The sequence below is a fragment of the Algoriphagus sp. Y33 genome (assembly GCF_014838715.1).
Lineage (GTDB): Bacteria > Bacteroidota > Bacteroidia > Cytophagales > Cyclobacteriaceae > Algoriphagus.
Genome location: NZ_CP061947.1, coordinates 233,233 through 258,277 on the forward strand (window position 1 = coordinate 233,233; position 25,045 = coordinate 258,277).

Below are 25,045 nucleotides of genomic sequence, written 5' to 3' on the forward strand. Positions count from 1 at the left end.
ACTATTTTTTTAGACAGACTTACCTGTCGGAGATCGGGGGCTTAGCTCTGGAGCTATTTCAATATGAGGTGCTGTGAAAAAAGTTCTGTAATATTGGTTAAATGACCAATTTTATGAATGATTTTTTGCGATGATCCAACTATTTATACTGGATAATGCTAGATAAAACATCAAAGCCCCTTATTGAAAACATGGCGAACCCTCCTTCGGAATTAGGATTTATACATTTCGCTGTCAATTGACCGGTAAAATGGTCGAATTAACAATAACCTAAAATAATCTATTTATGAAGTTAAAAACGTGTACACACTTTAAGTGGCCCGGTACAAGGCTAAGGTATGGCCTCAGCTTTATTCTGATGTGCTTCTGGTCAACGACCATTTTTGGACAAACTATTCAACTAACAGGAATAGTGAAATCGGAGCTGGACAATGAAGTTCTGCCTGGAGTGAATGTTGTTGTCAAAGGGACGACCCATGGGACGGTAACAGATTTAGACGGGCGCTATTCCCTGGAAGTTCCTTCTCCTGAGGCTATTGTAGTCTTCAGTTTTATCGGATTTAGCCATAAAGAAGTCCGTGTGGGAAGCCAAAGTGTCATTAATGTTGTTTTGACAGCGGATATGAATTCCTTGGATGAGGTGGTAGTGATAGGCTATGGTACTACAAGGAGACAGGATGTTACAGGGTCTATTTCTTCGGTTTCCGGGGAAGAGATTCGTAGGACTAGCCCTGTCACCATAGATCAGGCACTGCAGGGGAAGGTTCCGGGAGTTGTGATACAGCAGGCTTCAGGTCAGCCGGGTGGAGCGGTCAATGTACAGGTAAGAGGGGTGACCTTCAATAATTCAGCTCCTTTATATGTGATTGATGGGATTATTATGGGGGGGATGGCTACCCTGGGTTCCGGTACCAATCCTTTGGCCGGTATCAACCCGAATGAAATTGAGTCCATCGATGTGTTAAAAGATGCCTCCGCTACGGCCATATATGGCTCTCAAGCGACCAATGGGGTTATCGTCATCACAACCAAAAGGGGGAGTGATGCAGCTCCCAGTATCAATTATGAGTTCAGTACCGGTTTTCAGCAACTTCCCAATCGGCTTTCGCTTATGAATTTGCAGGAATATGCCTCTTTTATCAATGAGCGGAACACGGGATTAGGATGGGGATTCGATGAAAGACCTGAGTTTGCTAATCCTGAATATTTGGGAAAGGGAACAGATTGGCAGGGGGAGTTATTTAGAAACGCCCCCATGACCAACCATGCCCTTACGGTGAGCGGAGGTGATAAAAGGACGCAATATCTACTTTCAGCGTCTTACTTCAATCAGGAAGGTATAGCCCTGGGGTCTGATTTTACAAGAGCATCCCTGAGACTTAATCTAGACAATAAGGCAACGGACTGGCTGAAGATCGGGACAAGTCTTCAGCTGGCAAATATCAATGAAAATGTCACTTCTACCGGTTCGAGTGTCATAGCAACTGCTCTTAGTCAGACTCCTGATATAGCTGTATCAAATCCGGATGGAAGCTGGGGTGGTGCTTTTAACCCCAATGGTTGGGTCAATAATACGGTAAACCCTTATGCAATTGCGCTTATCAATAAGGATAATGTTAGGAGAAACCAACTATTCGGCAACTTATATGCCGAGGTTAATTTATTGAAAGATTTGGTATTTAGAAGTGAGGTGACAGGCAGTTTTTCTATGGCCACACAGGATCAGTTTTTCCCTACTTACGAAATGGGGCTTGTGGTAAGAACGATCAACGAAGCTACTTACAGATTCTCTCAAAACTTCTATTCCACTGTACGGAATTACTTCACATACTCACGGATGTTAGGTGACAGATACAATTTGAATGTTATGACTGGTCACGAGGCACAGCTGAGCAAATCGGAGAACATATTCGCAAGCCGTACCAACTTTCCTTCAAATAATGTGCAGACCATCAGTGCCGGTGACCCACTCACGGCTATGAATTCCGGAGTGAAATCCCATAACTCCCAAGAATCATATTTTGGCAGGGTGAATTTTGGTATTGATGACAAATATTTGTTGACCGGTAATGTGCGGGCAGACGGATCTTCAAAGTTTGCTGCAGGAAATAGATGGGTAGCTACCTATTCCGGAGCTATTGCATGGAAAATTCATAATGAGAACTTCCTGAAGGATGTTAAAAACATGAATGAGTTGAAGCTAAGAGTAGGTTATGGTTTGACAAACAACCAGAATATTCCTGATTACCGCTATACCTCCGGTTTGGCCACTGTTACCACCGGTTTGTCCGGAGTATCCCAAATCGTTCGTAACATGGGCAATCCCGTCGTAGAATGGGAAAGGACAAGGTATAGCAATATCGGTCTTGACGGAACATTCTTTAACTGGCGTATAAACTTCTCAGTAGATATCTATGACAGAAACGTTGACGGTCTTTTGATGCAGGTTCCCTTACCGATGTACTCGGGTACAGGTATAGGGTATTCCCCCGGTTCAATACAATCCCCTTGGGTAAACGTTGGAGAAGTCAACAACAGAGGAATTGACTTTAGAATTAGTACAAAAAATATAAGCAACAAAAATTTCATCTGGTCCACTGACCTTACGGTGTCACGCAACATCAATAAAGTGGTAAGGCTTATTACTGATGATGCTGCGTTGACTGGTCAGTTCAGCAGAACCCCGGTAGGAAGATCTATTGGTGAATTTTATGGTTACGTCACTGAAGGGGTTTTTGCCACGGCAAGTGATTTTGAGACGAATGCTATCCCCGTGAGAAATGGTGAGCCACTTCCAATAGGTGCTGCCGGAGGAAGCATCTGGTTCGGTGATCTGATATTTAGGGATTTCAATGGTGATGGGATCATCGATGAAAGAGACCAAACCTATCTGGGCTCACCTATTCCTAAGTTTCAAGTGGGCCTCAACAACTCGTTTTCCTACAAGAATTTTGACTTAAATGTGTTCCTCAGTGCGAATTATGGGAATAAGGTCTTCAACCAGTTGAGAATCAACGGAGAGTATCCGGGTACCAGTTTCGGATACCTGAGATCATTGACCAATTATGCCAGACTTGAACTGATAGATCCCGAAGGATCAGCTACTGATATCAACAACGTATATGTATCCAATCCTGATACCAAAATTGTAGGTATCAGAAATGACAATACAAACGAGAATAATAGAACATCTGACAAATTTATCGAAGATGGATCCTTTATCAGATTTAGGACTATCTCATTAGGTTATACCCTGCCGGAAAGCCTCATTCAGAAAGCACGGGTAAATGCGCTTAGAGTCTATGTAAATGTCAACAATGCGTTTCTTATAACGAAATATAAGGGTTTGGATCCTGAAATCGGATCTTGGGATCCCCTGAATGCAGGTGTGGATAACGGTTTTTACCCCCAGCCCCGAGTGTTTACAGTAGGTGCCAATATCACCTTGAACAAATAAAATGCTGAACCATGAAATGCCCATGAGAAAAGCTTCTCAGACAGAGGGATGATTATCCAGGGCATTCCATGTGGCCATTGAAAATCAAATTATAAACACATGAAATTGAAAAATATATTAATCTATTTCTTTCCCGTATTTGTAGGACTCTCAGTATCCTGCAGCGAGGACTTTTTGGATCGACCGCCATTGTCAGAGATAAGCACTGAAAACTTCTATAAGACTACCGATGACCTGAGATTGGCTACCGCTGCACTATACGGAGGAGGACCTTGGGCTGAATGGAATTATTCCTGTTACTTGCCTGTAGGCGAGGTTCTTAGCGGTAATATGGCTGTAGGGTATTGGGGTGATGCAGTTCAGCTGAATACATTCTCCATCACCGGATTGAATGGGATTATGGTTGCAAACTGGAGGGCTATGTACAGGATCATTGCCCACTGCAATACAACGATCAATGCCATCACAGACAAAGCGCCTGCAGCTATACCTGAAGAAGACAAGAATGCGGCTATTGCCGAGGCAAAGTTTATAAGAGGATTTGCATACTATAACCTGGCGTTGCTGTGGGGAGATGTTCCGATTATAGAAGATAATACCAAGTTGGTTACTTCCCCTCTGGTTCCCAGATATCAGGTTAACGATGTATACCGGTTAGTGGTGAATGACCTGACTTATGCGGCCGAAAATCTTCCCCTTTCAGATGCTAAAGGAAGGCTTACCACTTGGTCTGCGCAAGGGATGTTGGCTAAGGTATATCTGACCTGGGCCGGTTTAAATTCGAAAGGACTTGGACAGCGTGACCAGAAACTTCTTGACATGGCCAAGCTCTATGCAGGCAATGTGTGTAACGATAGCGGACTGACATTGTTGGACAACTATGAAAATCTGTTTAGAACGGAGTTTAATGATAACCGGGAATCATTATTTGCATTGCAATGGTCTCCGGGGCTTGGTTGGATGGAAGGCAACATGCTTCAGATATATTCTCCAGGAGGTGCAGAAATATCAGCCAATGGACAAGCGGGTTGGTTTGGTATCCGACCTACCATGAATATGTTCGAGTCGTACACTCCGGAGGATAGCATTAGGCGCAAGGCTACTTTTATGCTGAGGGGGGATTATTACCCTGAGCTGAATGCAGCGGGAGGTGGTTATACTTTCAATGGGGATACCGGTTTGAAGAAGCATATTGTGGGTACCAATGTGGACAACAAAGCACCTACAATGACATCGAACTCTTCTCCGCAGCACAATTCTTTATTGAGGCTGGCAGATGTGTATCTGATATATGCAGAAGCCATCTTGGGCGACAATGCCGTCACATCAGATGCGGATGCGTTGTTTTACTTCAATGAAGTGCGCAGAAGGGCAGGGCTTGCTCCTGTTACCTCGATTGATGCGGACATGTTGATGAATGAAAGAAGAATTGAGCTGGCCGGTGAAAGTCATTTTTGGAATGATCTGGTAAGGCTTTCTTACTATAATTCTCCAAAGGCAATCGGCATTCTCAATAACCAGCAACGAATAGCCTTTGAGTATGACGAAAACGGGGTCGTAACACCAAACGACCCTTTCGGCGACATAACCCCGGCGAACGCGAATACCTTTACTTTCCCACTGCCTTCAATCGAGGTGACCGCCAATCCCAAATTGATGGAGCCTCCGGTACCATATCCATTTGAAGATAAGTAATAACAATCATGAAATCGAGCATGACTCAAGAGTCACACACTGGGATGATTGTAAACCCTGCGAGATTCCATGTGGCCTTTGAAAAACAAAATATAAACATATGAAAAAGACTATGTCAAAATATATAGATCGATTGCTGCTGGCTTGCGCGGCAGTAATGATGACCCTGATGTTTGCCTGTGAGCAGGAGGACTCCTTGCCCGCACCTATCATTACAGAAGTCAGAAATTATGAAGCGGCTCCCAACGACACATTAATCACTGAAATGGTTACGGGTCAGTGGGTGGTAATACATGGAAAAAACTTAGCCCAGGTTGCCCAGGTGACTTTTGGTGGTATCCAGGCAAACATCAACCAAACCTTCTGGACTGATGGAAACATAGTGGTGCAGATACCTTTTATTCCGTTCCAGTCAGTGTCCTTAGAGGAACTGAATAAAGTAACCGTTGTAAACGCGGGAGGATCTTATACGTATTCGATTGACTTTGTCATTGACCCACCCGTGATCACACGAGTATCATACGAACTCCCGAGTGAGGGAGACTCGGTGTACATTTATGGAAGCAATTTCTTTTACGTTGAAGAGGTGACTTTTGCCGGTGCGGCGATTTCAGAATACGTATTGTCAGATGATGGTACATCAATTGGGTTTAAGTCCCCTGCACTCAGTCAAAGCGGACCGGTAACGGTAGAAACCGGTTCAGGATCCTATACCACTTCTCTGAATGTAAATGATCCCGTAGGTATGCTTTGTAACTTCGATGATATAAACACTTATGGCTGGGGGGCGAACATAAGTAATAGCAGCACTATCTTTCCGGGCAATAAGGGTAACTATGCAATTTTAAGTAATAATGGCCTGAGTGCGGGTAATTCTAGTTGGTGGGAAGGAGGAAGAAGTATTAATACCAATGCAGTCCAGTGGGTTCCGGAGGATAAGTTGGACGATCCTGTTGCCGATTATGCTTTTAAATTTGAGATCAATGTACCTGAGCAATGGAATGGAACGTCTCTAATCATTTTAAAAGATTTCAATTGGGCCTACGTGGCACGCTACGAACCATGGAATCTTGGAAATAATAAAACTGCCCCATTCAGTACAAAGGGCAATTGGATCACGGTAACCATCCCATTTTCAGAGTTTCGTAATAAACCCAATGGAGGAAAAGATGGGACAGGCGAATCAGTTGGAAGTTTAAAAGACTTACTGGGAGACTCTGGCAGTGGAGGTATCAATATCTTCACGGTCAATGATTCCAGCCAACCTGCAGCTGCTATGAATTTTGCCGTTGATAATATCAGAATAGTGAAAATAGCTGAATGATCTTAGAGCTTGTTTAAACTTTATCCTTTGGCCTGTGATTGCGCCTCTTTCGCCCATTCTTCGGCTATTTTCGGGGATGTAGCGGAGCTACGACCCCGAAAACGAGCCTTGATTGAACTAAAGATGCATCAATTTCATCCGTTTATTGTTTGTTTTTATCTGCCGGATGGAATCTTTGATGATTTAAACAATCATTTCCCTTAGGGTTTTAATGATTGTTTAAATCATCTCGATTTCGGCTTCAAAAACAAAATTTAAGCAAGCTCTTACTTTCTGATTTCTAAAAACCGTCCCTTTTCCCTCCTTTTTTAGTGGGGATTGGGCTAAGGCTGTCATTGAGGAGAGTGAAGTGGTAGTGTATTGGGAGAAGGTGGACAAACCATTGGTCGCTCGTTATGCTTGGGCCGACAATCCTACAGGTAACCTAGTAAATTCCGAAGGCTTGCCTGCAGTCCTATTCAGAACGGATAATTGGAAGGGATAACGCAGAAAAAGGATCTATAAGAAAGCAAATGATAAACTCAATAACCAAAATAAATTAAAATGAAGAAAATGAAATTGACGGGGGGGCTGGCAGTACTATTCGGAATGATGGTACTTGTGTCTTGTGGAGAAGAGGGTGTGATAGACCCCGTGCTTAACGTTTCCGTGAATAAGTTGGAGTTTGATGAAGAAGGAGGGGACATGGAAATCTCAATAACCAGTACCAATGAATGGAGTATCAGTAATCAGGCCTCATCGTGGTTGCAGTTAAGCCAAACAGCAGGCAATAGCGGAAGCACTTCTATTCAAATAACCGCTGTTCTCAATGCCACCGGACTGACCCGATCCACTGTATTGAATATTACCTCGCCAAACGGCCAGGGCAGGAGGATTACCGTTTCGCAGATTTCCACGCTATATCCTTCCTACAATACATCTCCGCTGCCTCCCGATGCAACGGGAATGGGCAGCAATGCAGTAGAGCTTGCCGCTAAAATGAAGTTGGGCTGGAACATCGGAAATACAATGGAAGCCCCCGGTGGCGAGGAAGGCTGGGGAAATCCGAAGATTACTGAAGCGTATGTAAAGTTTGTAAAGCAACAGGGATTTAATGCAATTCGCCTTCCTGTTTCCTGGGACTGGCACCATGTTGTGGATAGGAATACTGCAAAGATTGACCCTGTCTGGATGGACAGGGTAAAAGAAGTGGTGGGTTACTGTGTAAACAATGATATGTATGTGTTGCTCAATATCCACTGGGATGGTGGCTGGCTGGAAAACAATGTCACCCCAGCCAAGAAGGATTCGGTGAATGCCAAACAAAAAGCGTATTGGGAGCAAATCGCCACGGCACTGCGGGATTTTGACGAGCACCTGATGTTTGCCGGTGCCAATGAGCCCAACGTCCATGATGAAGTACAGATGGAGGTACTTCATTCCTATCACCAGACTTTCGTCAATGCTGTCCGGGCCACGGGCGGACGAAACAGTTACAGGGTACTCGTGATTCAGGGGCCTGATACCAATATTGAAAAGAGCCATGAGATGATGAATATGCCTACAGATGAGATAGAAGGACGTATGATGGCTGAGCTACATTATTACACTCCGCCCCAGTTCTGTATCTTGGCAGAAGACGTAAGTTGGGGGAATATGGTCTATTACTGGGGAAATGGGTATCATTCAACCATTGAACCGGACCGGAATGCCACCTATGGAGAGGAAGATGATGTGGTTAAATCTTTCGGTCTGGCAAAGCAGAAATTCGTGGACAAAGGAATCCCGGTAATCCTGGGCGAGTATGGGGCATATAGGCGTAACAATGCGCAACATGTACCACTGGATCTGGAGACCCACAATAACTCCGTGGATCATTGGATCAGGTATGTGACAAAAAAGGCGATCGAAAATGGTTTAATCCCATTTTGGTGGGATACAGGTGGAGCATTGGACAGACGACTTTATACGGTGAAAGAGCAGCGTACGATTGACAATATTATTGAAGGCGGTAAATGAGAATGCGCGGCCCAATTGTCCCGACTGTTCAGGGCAATTGGGCGCTTATCCAAGACTGAAATACCGGAAAATAATAAACACATGAAATCGAGCAGGTCGAGAGCGACACACACTGGAATGATTATAAACCGTGCGAGATTCCATTGCCTGCCCCGACTATTCGGGGTGGCCTTTGAAAGACAAAATATATACAAATGAATTACTTTAATACAATGATAACAGGATGGATATTGGTTTTTGGAGCCTTTATCCTATTGGGAAACGATATCTGTGCGCAGACCGCAATGGCTAATATCCAATCCAGGAAGTTGACAAGCCTGAACGGGGAGTGGAGAGCATTAATAGACCCTTCCAATACAGGTGAATATCTTCAGGTGTGGGTAGGGAAAAAACCTGTCAAAAAAACAGATTTTTATGAGTACTCGTTTGAAGAGGCTTCAGTATTGAATGTGCCCGGAGACTTTAATTCCCAGATGAGCGAGTTAACCTATTTCGAAGGGACAGTCTGGTACAAAAAGCAGTTTAATTATTTGATTGCCGAAGGGAAAAGGCTGTTTCTCCATTTTGGGGCGGTTAATTACCTGGCTGACGTGTACCTGAACGGCGAAAAAATCGGTAGCCATGAAGGCGGTTTTATCCCTTTTCAGTTTGAAATTACAGACAAAATCAAGGATGGGGATAATACCGTTATTGTGAAGGTCAACAATAACCGTAAAGGAAACGGCCTCCCGGGCTATGGGTATGACTGGTTTAACTATGGAGGTATTACCCGTGACGTGGATTTAATTGAAACAGACAACACCTTTATTGAAGATTATTTCATACAGTTAAAAAAAGGAAGTCTTACTACAGTCTTAGGGTGGGTTAAGATGAATGGAGCCGGTGAAAAACAGGACATTGAGATTGAAGTCCCCGAACTAAATTTGCGCTATAAAGCAATAACAGATGATGAGGGCTTTGCCCACGTGGAATTTGAGTCGGAGTTTGAACTTTGGTCACCCGAAAACCCCAGACTTTATAGCGTAACTGTTAAAAGTGACACGGATTTTTTGGTTGACACTATAGGATTCAGAAGTATAGAAGTGCAGGGTAATCAGATCTTGCTAAACCGTAAGCCAATATTCCTAAAGGCTGTCAATATCCATGAGGAGAATCCTCACAGAATGAATAGAGCGTATTCAAGCGAAGATGCTAAGCTGTTGCTTAATTCGGCAAAAGAACTGGGATGTAATCTTGTCCGTCTGGCCCACTATCCTCATAGTGAAAACATGGTGAAGGAAGCCGAGCGATTGGGAATCATGGTTTGGGATGAGCTGCCTGTGTATCAGCATATCCAGTTTTCCGATAGTCTCATGCCTGCAAAATTGGAGCAAATGCTTCAAGAAATGGTTGGTCGTGACAAAAACCGTTGTGGGGTCGTCGTTTGGGCACTTTCGAACGAAACATACCCCAGTACACCCAATAGGAATGATAGACTTATTGAACTTACACAAAAGTGCCGGTCCTTGGATTCTGCCCGCTTGATCACCCATGTAGTCAATACCCAAAGCTACGAAAACCATACAGTGAACGTTTGGGATTCCCTTTACATCCATTCTGATATTGTCGCACTCAACGAGTATTTTGGATGGTACTTGCCGTGGCAAGGGAAGCCGTCAGACACAAAATGGAACATTAGTTTTCCTGACAAGCCGGTATTTATTTCTGAATTTGGAGGGGAAGCTGTGTACGGGAATAGTGATGGTCCACCGGATGAAGCCGCTTATTGGACGGAGGAATATCAAGAGAAAATCTACGTTGACCAAATTGAGATGTTCAATTCAGTTCCCAACTTGGTAGGAGTATGTCCATGGCTTTTGTTTGACTACAGATCACTGGGACGGATGCATTCAGTTTACCAAAAGGGGTACAACAGAAAAGGGCTGATATCTGAAAAAGGAGGGAAAAAGAAAGCTTGGTATGTCATGAAGGAATATTTTGAGGGCAAATAAGGAATGTCTGGCGATTTGGGTGGATGTGAGCTTTCCGCAATAAAATCAGGCTGTTTGGAGACTGAGTCCGCCGCGGCGGATATGGTGAAGTCGAAAATTGCAATGCAGTGACTGATTTAGAAGCAATTATTGGCCGCAATAACTTGTACGCCGTGGCGTAGAAGCGCTAATGCATAATGCGGGTTAAATGTTAATTTTTGCCGAATATACCGTGTAGGAGGAGCGAGGATTCTTATCAGATTATGGTGGAGCTCAGTCATTCTTTCAATACCGGTATTTATGAAGATGCCGGCAGAAAAGTGTTCGAAGAGGTTAGTAATTGAATTATCCGGTATTATTTTCTCATGTTATTTGTAATCAGTCTAAATAGTAATATCTTCGTGGAATCGCTTATTCCACCCTATTGTTTCACTCCAAGTTAAATACTGATTTTCGGCCTACTCCGGATATAAAAACTCAAAAAGGTTTTGAGAAGGCCTATAATCTATACGCTGCAAAGATGTATGGGATTTGCAGAAGTAAGATCAATAGTAGTGAAATAGCTGAAGAAATCGTCCATGATATATTCAGATCACTTTGGGAACGAAGGAATTTGGTTGAAATCAATGAACATATAGAGCAGTATCTAATAAAAGCCACCAAACTGAAAATCATCGACCACTATCGACAGAAGGCCAGAGATGAAAAGCATTTGGTTTGTGCGTTAGAAGAGTATTGCGAAACAGAGAACTGTACAGAGCATGATGTTGAATTCGAAGAATTGCAAATACGGGTTGATTTTTTAGTGGACAGGCTCCCGTGTAAATGTCAGGAAGTGTATCGGTTAAGCCGTGAAAAGGGATTGAGCAACAAGGAGATAGCCTCTACTCTTCTTGTCTCAGAAAAGACGGTAGAATACCACCTCGCCAAGGCGTTGAGTTATCTTAAAGAGCGGTTAAAGGAATACAGGTTTTGATTTTCTTTTTTATATTCCGGTCAAGCCGGAATTTTTAAAACTTTTTGTTTTTTTCTCTACCTGACCTAGGGTTCTTCCCGACTTGTACGATTTAGATAGTAGCAAGGACAAACTATCAAGCTATGCAAATCACGGAGGAATTACTGAAAAGGTACAGTGAGGAAAACTGTACTGAAGAAGAGATACGGGCTGTTGAAGCTTGGCTGCTTAATTCTGACAGAGAGGAAGGGGCTGAATACAAAGAAGAATTTACAGGAGTCAAGTCAAAAATATGGTTACGTCTTTCTTCCCGCTTTCCCCAAGAGAACACCGCTGTCATTCCCCTTTTTAAACAAATTATCCGCTATGCTGCAGTTATCAGTATCCTGATGGCCGTCGGTTTTGTGATCTTGAGCAATCAAACTATATCAGACCTTTTTGCTGTGCAGAAGACCGTCGCTTACGGTCCCGGTGAGCAAGGCCTGCTTACCCTGAAAGACCATAGTAGGATTCAACTCAATGCGGGATCCAATTTGCACTATTCCTCCGCTTTTGGCAGTAAAAACAGAGAAGTCAATTTAGTGGAAGGAGAAGCATTTTTTGATGTTGTGCGGGATACTGATCACCCGTTTACAGTGCGTACAGACGAGGTAGCTATTACCGTACTGGGTACGAAGTTCAATATCGATAATGATCCGAAAGACCAGAAGATAGTGGTAACGCTTATCGAGGGGGCAATAAAGTTTTCAGCACCGGGGAAGGATTATGTGCTGTCTCCCGGAGAGCAGGTTACCTACAACAGAAGAACAGGTGATGTCCAAATATTGCGTGATGTAAATATAGAGATGGTTACCGCATGGACTAAGGATATTCTGTGGTTTGTAGCAACACCCATGGCCGAGGTGTTTGAAGCACTAGAGCAACGGTATGGCTTTCGGTTCGAGATTCAAAGAGATATTGATATTCCATTTTCGGCCAAGTTTGAAAAGGAGTCTCTTGATAAGGTATTACGCTTGATCGAGGCAAGTACCGATTTGAAATTCAGAAAAGAAGAGAAGGGAATTATTGTCTATTGATTCAAAATATAAACACATGAAATCAAGCATGATTCAAGAGTCACACCGAGGGGATTATAACCGTGCGAGATTCTCCCAATCCGCCGCGGCGGATCGGGACAAGGCTATCTGACCATAAAAAAACAAAAATAAACAGATGAAATCGAGCATGTCGAAGACGACACACAGTGGGATGATTATAAACCGTGCGAGATTCCATGTGGCCAATAGAAAACAATTATAAACACATGAAAAAAGTAAGGGGGCCAACCCCGGGCAAATCCTATTGAATTGAAAAGCCGGATGCGCTTCACCACACCCGGCATACATGTTTTAACTAAATCAATTGCGGAACAATTAATAAATCAAAACCTATTGTAAAAATGCAACTATTATATTCAATTACGAATAAGACAAGATTATTTTATAGTATCCTCCTCTTGCTGTTTGTCCAAATCTTATCGGTCCATGCTCAGTCTGACATACAAAACAGGGTAGAGATCTCCTCTGGTACAGCGACAATTAAAACTATACTGGAGCAGATTGAAGCACAGACAGACCTTAATTTTGTTTATAGTGATGCGCATGTTTCCCTGAATGAGCGGATTACACTGGAAGAAACATACACTACAGTAAACCGGTTGCTGGCTGATATCACCGCCAAGGCAGCGCTGAAGTTTACGGTCAGTGGTAACCAGATAGCCCTGAGGCAACTGGGATTTGGTACGGTGTCCGGGACAGTCAAAGATGAAAAAGGTATTCCTATAGAATTTGTCTCAGTAATCCTCAAAGGCACCGGCATTGGGAATGTAACCGATTCGAAAGGGGAATTTGTACTTAACAGCATACCTGAAGGCAAGCGGATCTTTGCATTTCAAATGGTTGGCTACGGAAAAAAAGAACTTAGTATAGAGGTCAAAAGGGATGATATTACACACGTATCGGAAATAAGATTAACCGAAGATGTGACGCAGCTGATGGGAGTGGAAGTATCGGGTGATAGAGAGGGAAATAGCTATGTGATAGCTGAGCCTTCCCCGTCTTTGCGTATCCACACACCTATTATAGAGACTCCGCAGAGTATCATTGCCATTGATGGCAAAATAATGGAAGATCAACAGATTTATGTGATTACCGATGTTGCCAGAAATGTAAGTGGTGTCACCACACTTTTTCCCTATGTAGGTGTTTACACCGATTTCAGCATTCGGGGAAGTAGATCCGGAAACCGGCTTAGAAATGGGATGAGCCCTGGATCAACTACATTACAAGAAGACATGAGCTACGTGGAGCGTGTAGAGTTTGTCAAAGGTCCTGCGGGATTTATGCTGGCACAGGGAGAGCCGGGGGGAATGTACAATGTGGTGACCAAAAAGCCACTGGGGAAAACACATGGGGGGATTACATTTACCACAGGCAGTTATGGTCTTTTCAGAAATGCCATAGATTTTGGCAGCACTTTAGGAAAAGAGGAAAAACTAAGTTACAGATTGAATATAATGGGACAGAAATCAGGAAGCCATTGGGACTACGGCATCAATGACCGCTTTTCGATCGCACCTGTGATCCGATATGATTTTGATGAAAAGACATCCCTGACTTTAGAGTATAATTATGACCATGCGGTAGTGAATGGTTCATTCAATAATTTACCTACTAAAAATGGAGTATTTCTAAGGAGAAGTTTTATGCTTGAAGATCCTTTACAGGATCCTTACAAATTTAATTCAAATTTTGGATTTGTGAATTTTCGGCATCGATTGTCTGACGCTTGGACTGTTACAGCTCAGATAGGTACTTCATTTTACAACAGGGAGGGCACGGTGATGTTTGCAACCCATACGCCAGGGATTGATAATAACGGAATGCTAAACAGAAATTACCGATATCAGGCGGGACTTGACAAGTCAATTACAGGACAGCTATTTTTAAATGGTGATGTAACTACGGGTACGGTTAAACACAAATTGCTTATTGGCTTTGACGGAGGTGATGTCTCTACCAAAATGAAATACGGGCAAGCAAGCAATGTATTGCCCATTGATGTAAATAAGCCAGTCTATGGACTCTCTGTTGGCATTGATACCTTGTTGAATGAACAGGATTTTCTATATTATAATCCATCCAGAACTTCCTGGCAAGGGTTTACTTTCCAAGATGATATCAAATTCACCGAATGGTTGCAGCTAACACTTGGAGGGAGATACACCTACTTTCAGACCGGGAGAACCGCAGGAATATTAGAAGATAATGCCTTCACTCCCAGGGTAGGCTTATTGGTACAACCGATTAATAATACTTCGGTATATTTTCTATACGACCAATCTTTTATAGCCCAAACGGGGGTTGATTTTAACAACAATAGATTTGAGCCTTTAAGAGGAAACAATCTGGAATTTGGAGCAAAAAGAGAATGGTTTGGTAAAAAACTATTCACCCAACTAGCGGCATTCAACATTACCAAAAACAATGCATTGACCAGTGATCCTGATAATCCTAATTTCTTAATCCAACGTGGTCAGATAGAAAGTAAGGGAGTGGAATTGGATGTATTGGGTTCCATAAATGACCAGCTGGATATTGTGGCCAACTACGCCTACATAGATGCCAAAATTACAAAAGATACGGATGAAAATATAGTAGGAACCCGTGAGCAGGGAGCCTTGCACACTATAAATCTTTGGGCCAAATACAATGTCACAAATGGCTTGGGATTTGGTGTAGGAGGATCATACCATAAAGATCGTTATGTGTATACCCAAAAAGTAAATCCTACAGATCCACAAGGCAAACTGGATGATTTTAAAAGTCTGAATGCGGCTCTTTATTACAAGGTTAAGAGACTAAGTTTTGCACTTAATGCGGACAATATTACAGATGAATTCAACTATATAGGAACAGTCCGCCACAACTCAGGCATAAGCGGTAGGGATACAGAATATACTTATATCACCATGCCGGGCGCAAACTGGAGATTATCTGTCAACTATAAATTTTAACTGTTGTTGCCAAGGGCACTTCTACCGATAGGTGGAAGTGCCCTTGGTTTTAATTTGGAAATAATATACTCGGCATTAGCAAAAAATCAATGGTTAAAAAATATTTGCGGATAACTCACCTTTGGCTGGGGTTAGCCTCAGGGTTGATTGTTTTTATATTGGGAGTTTCAGGCTGTTTGTATGTTTTTGAGGAAGAGCTGAGGCCTATCGCATATGCAGATCATTATCGTGTAGAAGGAGCAAAGAAAGAGCCTCTTCCTGTAAGTGATTTGCTGAAAACTGCAGAAATTGCCCTTGGAAAAGAATCTCCTGTTAGTAGTATAGTCATATATAACTCCAACGAACGTTCTTATATGTTTCGGTCGTTTCCGGATAAGCCAGTAGCACATAAACTATGGTACTGGGAAGGAATAGAGGATCGTCAGGATGCTTTTGTCAATCCATATACGGGAGAGGTACTCAAAATAAAGAACAGTGAATTTGAGTTTTTTAGAGTAGTGATGTGGCTCCATTGGAGCTTGCTATTGAAGACCGAGATCGGGCAGCCTATTGTCGGGATCGCTACTGTTATTTTTGTACTGTCATTAATTACCGGTCTTGTACTTTGGTGGCCCAAAAACAAGAGTGCCGCCAAACAACGTTTTTGGTTTCGATGGAAAACCGGGACTAAATGGAAACGCAAAAACTATGATTTACATAATATCCTGGGATATTATATGATGGTTTTTGCCCTGATTATTTCGCTTACCGGTCTTGTATGGGCATTTGATTGGTTTGAAAATAGCGTTTCTTGGGTAGCAAATGGCGGAAGAACTATTGAATCCGTACAGGAAACTATCACCTCAGACACTGCAAATTTTAGCTCAAACATTCCTACTGATTTAGTGTTTGAACAAGTCAAAAAACTGTACCCAAATGCGGTTAGGTATTTAATCTCTATTCCGGAGGATTCTCTTTCAGCACAAACGGTACATGTTAAGTTTAGCTCCCGTTTTGATGATACCACAATTTATTTTGACCGGTACACAGGAGAACAACTGAAAACTATTGGATGGAACAATAAGAGTAACGGCGAGAAAATGACTTTTCTAAATTACGATATTCATGTAGGCAGTATATTGGGCTTTCCCGGCAAAGTACTGGCATTTTTTGCGAGCTTGGTCGCTGCCGGTTTACCGGTTACCGGATTTTTGATTTGGTGGGGAAGGAGGAAGAAGGAACGCGGATATAAAAAGCGAAAAAATACTTCTAAGAAAACATTGAACGAAAAGAATAAAGAAAACCCTTATGCGCAAAACAGCAGGTCTAAATTTGGAGCAAATGGAGAAGGTAATAACGTAAAAGCATGAAGTATAATGTTATATCCGGGCAGAACAGGCCTGACCCGTCCTGCCTATAAACAATAGTAAGAAACTTAGTGACCACAACCCTGGGGTTAGAGGGAGGAAAAATGAAGTAATTCATCTCTTTTGATCTAAAACTTGAAATCATAAACACAAATAGAACAGAATCAGATCAAACGGCTAATTGATCTTAACTACATCCATCGGCCTTGAATTACATGCGATATTCCCTCAGGATAAAGTTTCCCCACAATACCAAAGTTGTCTGTAACTGCTTTCTGTATGGCTCAGTAATACTTACTTCCTCCGCTCTACCGAATCCATTAAGCACTTTTTATAAACCCGGCCAATCGGTATAATGTGATCTTTGGATAGATGTATCTTGTTTTTGGAGATTTTGATCAGGTGATTGACGTTGATGATAAATGATTTATGTACCTGGGTAAAATTTTGATCCAGTTTGGTGGACCATTCTCTCAAAGAATCCAGAGTCAGGTATTTTTGAGTAGTAGTGATTACCTCAGTGTAATCGCTGTCGCTGGTGATAAAGATGATCTCCCGACTTTCCACTTTCACCAAATCATGACTGGAGCGAAAGTAAACCTGGCTTCCTTCAGAGATTTCGTTTCCCTCACTGAGTTGATGTATGGTGCGGGTCATTGTCAACACTTTTTCTATGGCCTGGGAAAAGCGTTCAAAGGAAAAGGGTTTGAGCAGGTAGTCCACTACATTGTACCGGTAACATTCCAGTGCAAATTCAGAATAGGCAGTGGTAAGGATGGTCAGTGGCTGATTGGGCGAAGTGCGTAAATAGTCCATTCCGGAAAGCAGGGGCAGGTTGATGTCGAGAAAGATCAGATCAACAGGATTTTTTTCAAGGAACTTGCGCGCTTCCAACGCATCCGAGAATGTCTTTTCCAGCCTTAGGGATTCTGTTTCCGAAATGTACTTTTCCAGAATAAATTGGGCAGGAGCTTGGTCTTCTATGATGATACTTTTGAGCATGGTTACATTTTGTTCAGGGGGATCTCCAGTGTGACAGCATATAAGTTTCCGTCTTTTTTAATAGCTAGATGAAAAGCTTTTGGAAATAATAATTCTAGCCGTTTGATTACATTCTGCAAGCCTATTCCTCTTGCTGTATCGGTATTCTGATAATGGGGAGAATAATTGTTGAGACAATGAAAGGTAAGCTTTCCTTCTTCTGATACCTTTATGGAAATATCAATTTCAATATTTCCGGCCTGACTTCCCGTACTGTGTTTGAATGCATTTTCCACAAACACAACCAGGATCAGTGGAGGAATATAATACCTGCTATCGGGTATGTCTTCGCTGAAATTAATCCAGCCTCGGGTGTTCAATTGAAGCTGAAAGAGAGCCGTGTACTTTTTTAAATGGTCAACTTCTTTGGCCAACACTACCTGATCTTCCCTACAGTCATACAGCATATAGCGCAACACCGTGGAAAGATCCAGAATTAGGGTTGGTGTTTTGGGAGAATTACCAAGGGCATAGGCATAAATGCTATTCAGATTGTTGAACAGGAAGTGGGGATTGATCTGGGATTTTAAAAACTGGATCTCACTTTCCTTCATAAGGCTTTTCAGTTGCTCTACCTCACGCTGTTTCCTGTTGAAGTCCCAGGCGATCTTGAAAGCTACCATAATGATAATGATTGGAAGTGTTTCCACTATCGTGAAGGACAATCCCGGAAAGTAGGTGCCTCTTGTGTCGGGAAAATAGATTTTTTCCAAAACGTATTCATCCACCAGCACAACCATTGTAATCAAAAGCAAGACTGCAATCAGGAATAACAGCATATGCTTTTTGTAATATAAGAGAGGAAGGAGCACATAATTGATGATCATGGCCGCCATAAAGTAGTTGGCAAAAAATGCAAGCTTATAAGGGGCGAACAGATCCTGGAAATGGAATGCCTCCGTCTGCTCCATATTGAACGAAAAAAATATCAGTAATACAAACATGACAGCAGACTGGTAGGCAAATTCAAGTGCATAGACTTTAAGGGAGGTTTTTAGAGTCTCCGTCCTTCTTTGGGGCATAGTTCCTGAAAAGTTTCCCGGTTTCTTGTCGTTTGGGGGGATAAGTGAGTCGTTCACAGAATGGGTTTGGTCAAATAGCACAATATTAACAAATTTGTCATTTAGAATTAGTCTTAATAATAATTGAATTTGAAACTTCTCCTGCTAATTTTTATAGTTCACCTTTCAGCTTATTCAGCTTTTTCCCAAGTGTTTTTACCTACACTTCGGGGAACTGTAGTGAATGAACTCAATCAGCCGCTAAAGGACGTTGTACTTTATCTAAATCCATCCAGTCAGGTAGTGTTTTCTGATGACCATGGAGATTTTAGTTTCAATGGCCTTGAGCCTGGTGACTACCAATTGAGCGCGACCATGCTAGGCTACTCACCTTCCACTCGGTCTGTGACTGTGGTATCCGGCAGAAATGAACCCGTCAGATTACAACTGCATGAAAGCGACGGTCAGTTGGAGGAGGTAGTAATTACCGGTGAAAGTGAATCGACGATAATAGAGAAAAGGGGATTCAGTGTATCCGCCATAGAAACGCAGAAAATCAAAGCGCAAAGCCTTGAACTAAACAATGTTTTGGGAAGGTCAGCCGGTATACGGGTAAGAAAATCGGGAGGGACAGGATCGGATTTCAGCTATTCGTTGGATGGAATGTCAGGAAATGCTATCCGTTTCTTTATTGATGGCATACCCATGGACTATTTTGGATCATCCTATTCGATCAACAATATGCCGATTGCTCTTATTGACCGGGTAGATGTTTATAAAGGTGTTGTGCCGGTAGAGTTAGGGTCCGATGCTTTGGGAGGGGCTATCAATCTTGTGACCAATCAAGATATTTCAAATTATGCCTCCGCTTCCTATTCTTTTGGTTCATTCAATACGCATCAGGCAGCTTTGCATGGACAGTGGAGATTCGGATCCGGTCTTACTACCCGTATGTCCACCTTTTATACCTACTCGGATAACAACTATAAGGTCTGGGGAAAAGGAGTTCATTATGCGGATGCTTCCACCGGTTATAAAGCGGTAGAGTTTACCGAAGAAAATCCAGCAGAACGCTTCAATGACGACTTTCAGACTGCAAGTGTGAAGTTTGATGTTGGATTTACCAATAAAAAATGGGCTGATCAATTGTTTGTTTCCCTACTTGCCTCCGATCAGAAAAGGGGGGTGCAAACCGGACAGACCATGGCCTATGTATATGGTGAAATGCGCAACAACGAGACGGTGCTGATGCCTAGCTTATCCTATCAAAAAAAGGACTTGGGTGTAGATGGATTGGATGTCACAGCTTTTGCTGCTTATTCTATCACCGAAGGCACCTTGGTGGATACGACTACTGCCCGGTATGATTGGAGAGGAATCCGGATAGGAACAAATATTTCAGGCGGGGAAATGGGGCGTAACGGAAAGTCTCAATATACCCAAACCGATCAGTCACAAATTTACAGATTCAATGGTACCTACCGGTTGCCATCGGATTTCCAATTGGGGCTGAATTACTTATATACAAGCACCAGACGGACGGGAGAAGATCCTTTCAGCCCGGTTTATAGAATTCCGTATCTGGAGCCCCAGAATGTAGGTTCCCATTTTACGGGGCTGTCACTTGAGACTGTGAAATTCGGCGATAGACTCCATGCCAACGTTTTCTTAAAGCACTATGCCTATAACTCATCCATCAATGATGTGGTTTATACCACAGAATATGAAGTAATCAACTATCAGAATAAGGTGTCCAACTGGGGAGGGGGGCTTGCAGTATCTTATCAGGTTTTCCCCACACTTTTGCTCAAGACCTCCGTGGAACAAGCCACCAGAATGCCAAACCCAACAGAAGCACTGGGAGACGGAGTGACCATAGTCAATAATCCGCTGATCAAGCCGGAGCAAAGTTTCAACACAAATATCGGAGCCGTGCTGGGAAGATACGGGCTTGGATCCAACCATGGGGTCAAAGTTGCGCTGAATACTTTTTACAGGGATGTAAAAGACCAATTGTTGTTTACAATCATCAGTGGCCAGGGTGAAGGCCTATACCAAAACATAAACAAGGTGTCAGGTACAGGTGCTGAAATAGATGTGATATATGATTATGACCAAAAATTGAAGGTAAACCTGAATGGAACTTACCTGGATCTCAGAAACAACCTGAAAATAGACGAAAATGGAAGAAACAACATCCTATTTGGAGACCGACTGAGAAACACTCCTTATTTCATGGCAAATGCGGGGCTGGAATACAGCATGGGGGATGTATTTCAAAAAGGATCCAACTTGTTCACCTACTTAAACTCAGCTTATGTACACCGGTTCTTCCTTGGGTGGCCCAGTCTGGGAAATCAGGACAACAAGAATTTCATTCCATCACAACTTGTTTTCGATGCCGGGATAGGATACACTTTTCCTTCCCAAAAACTGATACTTGCCCTTGATGTGTCCAACATCTTCAATGAGCAGGTCTTCGATAATTACCTGCTCCAAAAACCTGGAATAGCATTCTTCTTTAAAATCAACTATCAAATAACACAATAAGAATCTATGATCTCAATGATGAACAAACTACTAAAAACGTCCATTTCCTGTCTATTATTGGCTTCAGGATTGACCTTCACAGCGTGCGACAGCGACGAGCCACCTGTGGTGCCGCCACCGGCAAATTCCAAATATACAGTGGGTGCAAACGTAGATGGAGAAGGATACTACCTTACGACAGATGATATTCAGACAGGGGATATTTCTGTAGTGGGAAATGGTTTTGAGGGATGGGCAAATCTATCCGTAAGTGTGGATGGATATCTCTATATCCTTAATAACACAGAGGCCTTGACCGAGAAGTTTGAACTTACAGACAATGGCCCCGTCAAGGTGGATGCGATTTCCAATTCGGCTTTGGTACCGGAAGGTTTCTTCCGCTATATCATCAATACGGGTACCGGCGATTTGTTTTTGATGGACTTTCCCAACGAGGAAGGAAAAGCACCTTATGCAATTATTGATCTTCAGGGATTTACAGTCGAAAGTTTTGGCTTAATGGATGTGCCTGATGTAAATGGCAAAAATGCCTTGTGGACAAATGCTCTAGTCGAAGGTGACAAGATTTATTTGGGTTCCTTGTATGGAGATAGAGAAAATTGGACCCAGCTGTCTGATTCCCTGATTACGGTAAAGTATGACTATCCTTCATTGGCTAATCCGGAAGTGTTGGTTTCTACCGCTTCTGCCGGAACCACAGCCGGCTATAGAACCAATGGAACGTTCAAAGTGGAAAACGGGGACATCTACCAGTATAACCTGAACAGTTTTCAATGGAATGGCAATGATGAATTGGCAGGAAAGCCAACTGTTTTTGTACGGATCAAAGACGGAGAATATGATGATTCTTATGTGCTGGATGTTTCGGCCGAATACAATGAGCCCATAGCGATATGGAATGCCTGGTACGCCGGTAATAACATTGTATATGCCAATATTGTGAAGGAGGCAGATATCCCTGCTTGGGGTGACCTCCTACAGAACACGGGGACTTTGGTCGAGATCAATCTGGCCAGTAAATCAGTAACTGAGTTGAATCTTCCGAAAGCAACCTACAGGGATGTTTACTCATTAAATTGTATTGAAGACGGTAAATTCTATGTTCCTGTAAGTGTTACGGGAGGAGATGCCAATATCTATGAGATTACCGTAGGCGGTGGAGCGGACGGTTTCAGGAAAGGTGCTAGACTGGATGGTAGCAATGTGTTTGTCAATGCACTGGTTAAAAACTTCTGATATTTTCCTTTTTACCATTTGAATTAAATAGCATGTTTACACTAGCCATTTGCCTTTCTTTTATATCCGTTTTTTGCCTGTATTCCCTAGCACAAAAGGTGGAGGTTGAGCCAAAAGGACTCATGTTGTTTTTGAAATCCGGAAAAATGCTGACCCGTGCTTTGGGCGGGTTGGCGTTTTTATTAAGCACGTTCATTTATATCGGACAAATGGGATTTGCAGTCGGCATTTTTACCGGTTTGCTATTCTGGATGCTTCTGTCCTGTCTAATGATCCTTTTTACACCTTTTGGAAAAGTAAAATGGGGTCATCTGACTTTTGGAGTACTAGTGATCGGAGGTATAGAAATGAGTGTTCTGTTTTTATAAGATCTACTAATGCCGGCAAACAAAAAATACCTTACACAATCCCCCTGGATCAAGTTAGGCAAACTATCAGCAGCTGTAGTAGGCGGATTACTTGCTTCAGTGGGTTTTCATATGGCCTTGGCAATTTGGATAGACAGAGCACTTGTCTTAACGGCAGCAGTTTATTCAGTATTCATTATATGGGTAGGCTTGATGCTTGTTTCGTACTGGGTTCCCAGAGTCTGGCAAGCTTGGGGTCTGATGGTCTTGATTGTTTTGATCAGTGCATTGGCTATTTATTTAGGTCGTTAAAATTTTCTCAACCCCATGAGCAAGCGTAATTACAATGTGTTTTTCAACACCCACACCGTAAGCGGAATAGTCATAAGCATAGGTCTGTACGTGATATTCTTTGCAGGTGCCTTTTCCCTTTTTATGGAAAGCATTGACCAGTGGGAGTCAAATGTAAAAGAAGAAGGCGTCAAGGTAATGGATTATGACCAGACCATTGCCCAGGCCGCGGCTGCAGGATATGACATGCATGGGAGGTCTCTGAGCATGTACTACCACGACAACCACGTTAACATTTATTCGGGTGCTTTGTCGGACAGCACCCTAAAGAAAAGCGAACTGGACTTACTTCCGGACTCGGAGGCGAGCGGAGCGTTAGACTTACAGTTGGACGAGAAAACCTATCAGAATTCAAGTCTAGCCGAAAGCGAAGAACAGCACAATTCCCTGGGGAACTTCTTATACGAACTCCACTTTTTCGATCAGATACCCACTTATGGAATATATCTGGCAGGTTTGGTATCTGTTTTCTTTCTATTTGCCACCATCACTGGTGTGATTGTCCACTGGAAAAAAATTGGATCAAACTTTTTTACGTTTCGGATCAAGGGCTCTCTTAAAAACCTCTGGACTGATGCCCATGCAGCGTTGGGAGTGATAGGACTTCCCTTTCAGGTTATGTATGCCATTACCGGGGCTATATTTTGTCTTTTGATATTATTTGCAGGGCCATTTTCGGAAATTGTCTATCAAGGTGACGAGCAGGCTTTATACAATGACCTATACCCGTCTTTTATGAAGGGTAAAATTCCGATAGGGGGCTATAGCCCAGAAAAAATTTCAATCAATGAGCAGGTAAGAAGGGCCCTGGCGGAATTTTCGCAGGGTGAGGTTAAAGATGTGTATACGGAAGTCCACAATTACCATGATCAGAATGCACATGTGGAAATTTTAATCGGAACACACAAGAAGGACGGTTTTTTCAACTATGCCAAATTCATCTATCGCCTTGCAGATGGGAAGCTGGTGGAATATAAACCAACAGATACTTCTCCTCCTTATGCGGCAGCATCCTGGGACTTTATCCATATTATTCACTTTGGCAATTTCGGAGGAATCATCGTAAAGATTTTGTACTTCCTTGTGGCTTTGCTGACCTGTGTAGTTATTGTCTCAGGAGTGATGGTTTGGCTTTCTGCCCGCAGTAGTAAGGCCTATTCCCATCGAGCCCGGTTTACGCAGAATGTGGGAGCTATCTATCTGGGTTCCTGTCTTGGACTTTACCCGGCGATTGCTGTGATGTTTCTGCTGACCAAAACATTTCCGACAGAAATGGAACACCGGTTTGAGTGGATCAGCTGGTTGTTCCTAGTTTTCTGGATCGGATATACCGCCTATTCCTTCCTGATTAAAGACAACTTCAAAATCAACCGGAACTCACTGTTGATTGCCGGTTCAATCGGCGTATTGATCCCGGTATTTAATGGTTTTCATTCCGGTTTATGGTTCTGGAAATCCTTCACACTTGGGTATTCCAGTTCATTCTTTGTAGATATTACCTGGTTGCTTTGTGGCGGCCTTACCCTGTTGATTGGTTTGAGACTTGGAGGGAAAAGAGAAACGGGGAGAGGGGACTCTCCGGGTTTTTCCAAGCCTTCCAAAATTGCTGAAAAGGAAATGGTAAAGTCGGGAAGCCTAATCTAGAATTTTATTCCCAGCGCAATAGCAGATCTGAAACCAGCGATATGTAAAGTGTAAAAAGTGCTGGATAAAGCTGAAA

General features: G+C 42.8%; 16 protein-coding genes. 14 read left to right on the forward strand and 2 right to left on the reverse strand.

Annotation, left to right across the window (positions count from 1 at the left end; translation table 11 throughout):
• The first annotated feature begins 286 nt into the window (after positions 1-286).
• From ID165_RS00940 to ID165_RS00980, 9 genes are all read left to right on the forward strand, one after another.
• Positions 287-3,457, forward strand: coding sequence for a TonB-dependent receptor (locus tag ID165_RS00940; RefSeq protein ID WP_225586928.1), 3,171 nt, complete (start codon positions 287-289; stop codon positions 3,455-3,457).
• Between the two features lie 99 nt (positions 3,458-3,556).
• Positions 3,557-5,152 carry a RagB/SusD family nutrient uptake outer membrane protein gene (locus ID165_RS00945; RefSeq protein ID WP_192348541.1) on the forward strand — a complete coding sequence of 532 codons (1,596 nt, stop codon included), beginning with the start codon at positions 3,557-3,559 and terminating at the stop codon, positions 5,150-5,152.
• A 100-nt stretch (positions 5,153-5,252) separates the two neighbouring features.
• Positions 5,253-6,476, forward strand: coding sequence for a glycan-binding surface protein (locus ID165_RS00950; protein ID WP_192348542.1), 1,224 nt, complete (start codon positions 5,253-5,255; stop codon positions 6,474-6,476).
• Between the two features lie 543 nt (positions 6,477-7,019).
• Positions 7,020-8,474 carry a cellulase family glycosylhydrolase gene (locus ID165_RS00955; protein WP_225586929.1) on the forward strand — a complete coding sequence of 485 codons (1,455 nt, stop codon included), beginning with the start codon at positions 7,020-7,022 and terminating at the stop codon, positions 8,472-8,474.
• Positions 8,475-8,668: 194 nt separating this feature from the next.
• Positions 8,669-10,465: a glycoside hydrolase family 2 protein gene (locus tag ID165_RS00960; protein ID WP_225586930.1), complete on the forward strand. Its 1,797-nt coding sequence runs from the start codon at positions 8,669-8,671 to the stop codon at positions 10,463-10,465.
• A 403-nt stretch (positions 10,466-10,868) separates the two neighbouring features.
• Complete coding sequence (locus ID165_RS00965) at positions 10,869-11,420, forward strand: RNA polymerase sigma-70 factor (protein ID WP_225586931.1); 552 nt, start codon at positions 10,869-10,871, stop codon at positions 11,418-11,420.
• Positions 11,421-11,542: 122 nt separating this feature from the next.
• Positions 11,543-12,475, forward strand: coding sequence for a FecR family protein (locus ID165_RS00970; RefSeq protein WP_192348543.1), 933 nt, complete (start codon positions 11,543-11,545; stop codon positions 12,473-12,475).
• Between the two features lie 362 nt (positions 12,476-12,837).
• Positions 12,838-15,453: a TonB-dependent receptor gene (locus tag ID165_RS00975; protein WP_192348544.1), complete on the forward strand. Its 2,616-nt coding sequence runs from the start codon at positions 12,838-12,840 to the stop codon at positions 15,451-15,453.
• 89 nt (positions 15,454-15,542) lie between these two features.
• The gene (locus ID165_RS00980; protein WP_192348545.1) at positions 15,543-16,802 is read left to right on the forward strand and encodes a PepSY domain-containing protein; all 1,260 of its coding nucleotides are present in this window, start codon (positions 15,543-15,545) and stop codon (positions 16,800-16,802) included.
• A gap of 291 nt (positions 16,803-17,093) precedes the next feature.
• Here ID165_RS00980 and ID165_RS00985 read toward each other — a convergent pair whose 3' ends face one another.
• Together ID165_RS00985 and ID165_RS00990 are read right to left on the reverse strand one after the other, a co-directional pair.
• Positions 17,094-17,801, reverse strand: coding sequence for a LytTR family DNA-binding domain-containing protein (locus ID165_RS00985; RefSeq protein ID WP_192348546.1), 708 nt, complete (start codon positions 17,799-17,801; stop codon positions 17,094-17,096).
• Between the two features lie 2 nt (positions 17,802-17,803).
• Positions 17,804-18,919 (reverse strand): sensor histidine kinase, encoded by a 1,116-nt coding sequence (locus ID165_RS00990; protein WP_225586932.1) that lies wholly within the window; start codon positions 18,917-18,919, stop codon positions 17,804-17,806.
• Between the two features lie 66 nt (positions 18,920-18,985).
• Here ID165_RS00990 and ID165_RS00995 point away from each other — a divergent pair, with 66 nt between their 5' ends.
• The 5 genes from ID165_RS00995 to ID165_RS01015 are packed head-to-tail and all read left to right on the forward strand — an operon-like array spanning position 18,986 to position 24,969.
• The gene (locus tag ID165_RS00995; protein ID WP_192348547.1) at positions 18,986-21,391 is read left to right on the forward strand and encodes a TonB-dependent receptor; all 2,406 of its coding nucleotides are present in this window, start codon (positions 18,986-18,988) and stop codon (positions 21,389-21,391) included.
• Between the two features lie 15 nt (positions 21,392-21,406).
• Positions 21,407-22,627 (forward strand): hypothetical protein, encoded by a 1,221-nt coding sequence (locus tag ID165_RS01000; protein ID WP_192348548.1) that lies wholly within the window; start codon positions 21,407-21,409, stop codon positions 22,625-22,627.
• Between the two features lie 32 nt (positions 22,628-22,659).
• Complete coding sequence (locus tag ID165_RS01005; protein WP_192348549.1) at positions 22,660-22,995, forward strand: hypothetical protein; 336 nt, start codon at positions 22,660-22,662, stop codon at positions 22,993-22,995.
• A gap of 9 nt (positions 22,996-23,004) precedes the next feature.
• Positions 23,005-23,286: a hypothetical protein gene (locus ID165_RS01010; RefSeq protein WP_192348550.1), complete on the forward strand. Its 282-nt coding sequence runs from the start codon at positions 23,005-23,007 to the stop codon at positions 23,284-23,286.
• Between the two features lie 15 nt (positions 23,287-23,301).
• Complete coding sequence (locus tag ID165_RS01015; protein WP_192348551.1) at positions 23,302-24,969, forward strand: PepSY domain-containing protein; 1,668 nt, start codon at positions 23,302-23,304, stop codon at positions 24,967-24,969.
• Positions 24,970-25,045: the final 76 nt, after the last annotated feature.

Coding starts and splice junctions, on each gene's coding strand:
- ID165_RS00940 (WP_225586928.1), top strand. CDS start 287: ATGAAGTTAAAAACGTGTACACACTTTAAGTGGCCCGGTACAAGGCTA.
- ID165_RS00945 (WP_192348541.1), top strand. CDS start 3,557: ATGAAATTGAAAAATATATTAATCTATTTCTTTCCCGTATTTGTAGGA.
- ID165_RS00950 (WP_192348542.1), top strand. CDS start 5,253: ATGAAAAAGACTATGTCAAAATATATAGATCGATTGCTGCTGGCTTGC.
- ID165_RS00955 (WP_225586929.1), top strand. CDS start 7,020: ATGAAGAAAATGAAATTGACGGGGGGGCTGGCAGTACTATTCGGAATG.
- ID165_RS00960 (WP_225586930.1), top strand. CDS start 8,669: ATGAATTACTTTAATACAATGATAACAGGATGGATATTGGTTTTTGGA.
- ID165_RS00970 (WP_192348543.1), top strand. CDS start 11,543: ATGCAAATCACGGAGGAATTACTGAAAAGGTACAGTGAGGAAAACTGT.
- ID165_RS00975 (WP_192348544.1), top strand. CDS start 12,838: ATGCAACTATTATATTCAATTACGAATAAGACAAGATTATTTTATAGT.
- ID165_RS00980 (WP_192348545.1), top strand. CDS start 15,543: ATGGTTAAAAAATATTTGCGGATAACTCACCTTTGGCTGGGGTTAGCC.
- ID165_RS00985 (WP_192348546.1), bottom strand. CDS start 17,801: ATGCTCAAAAGTATCATCATAGAAGACCAAGCTCCTGCCCAATTTATT.
- ID165_RS01000 (WP_192348548.1), top strand. CDS start 21,407: ATGATGAACAAACTACTAAAAACGTCCATTTCCTGTCTATTATTGGCT.
- ID165_RS01005 (WP_192348549.1), top strand. CDS start 22,660: ATGTTTACACTAGCCATTTGCCTTTCTTTTATATCCGTTTTTTGCCTG.
- ID165_RS01010 (WP_192348550.1), top strand. CDS start 23,005: ATGCCGGCAAACAAAAAATACCTTACACAATCCCCCTGGATCAAGTTA.
- ID165_RS01015 (WP_192348551.1), top strand. CDS start 23,302: ATGAGCAAGCGTAATTACAATGTGTTTTTCAACACCCACACCGTAAGC.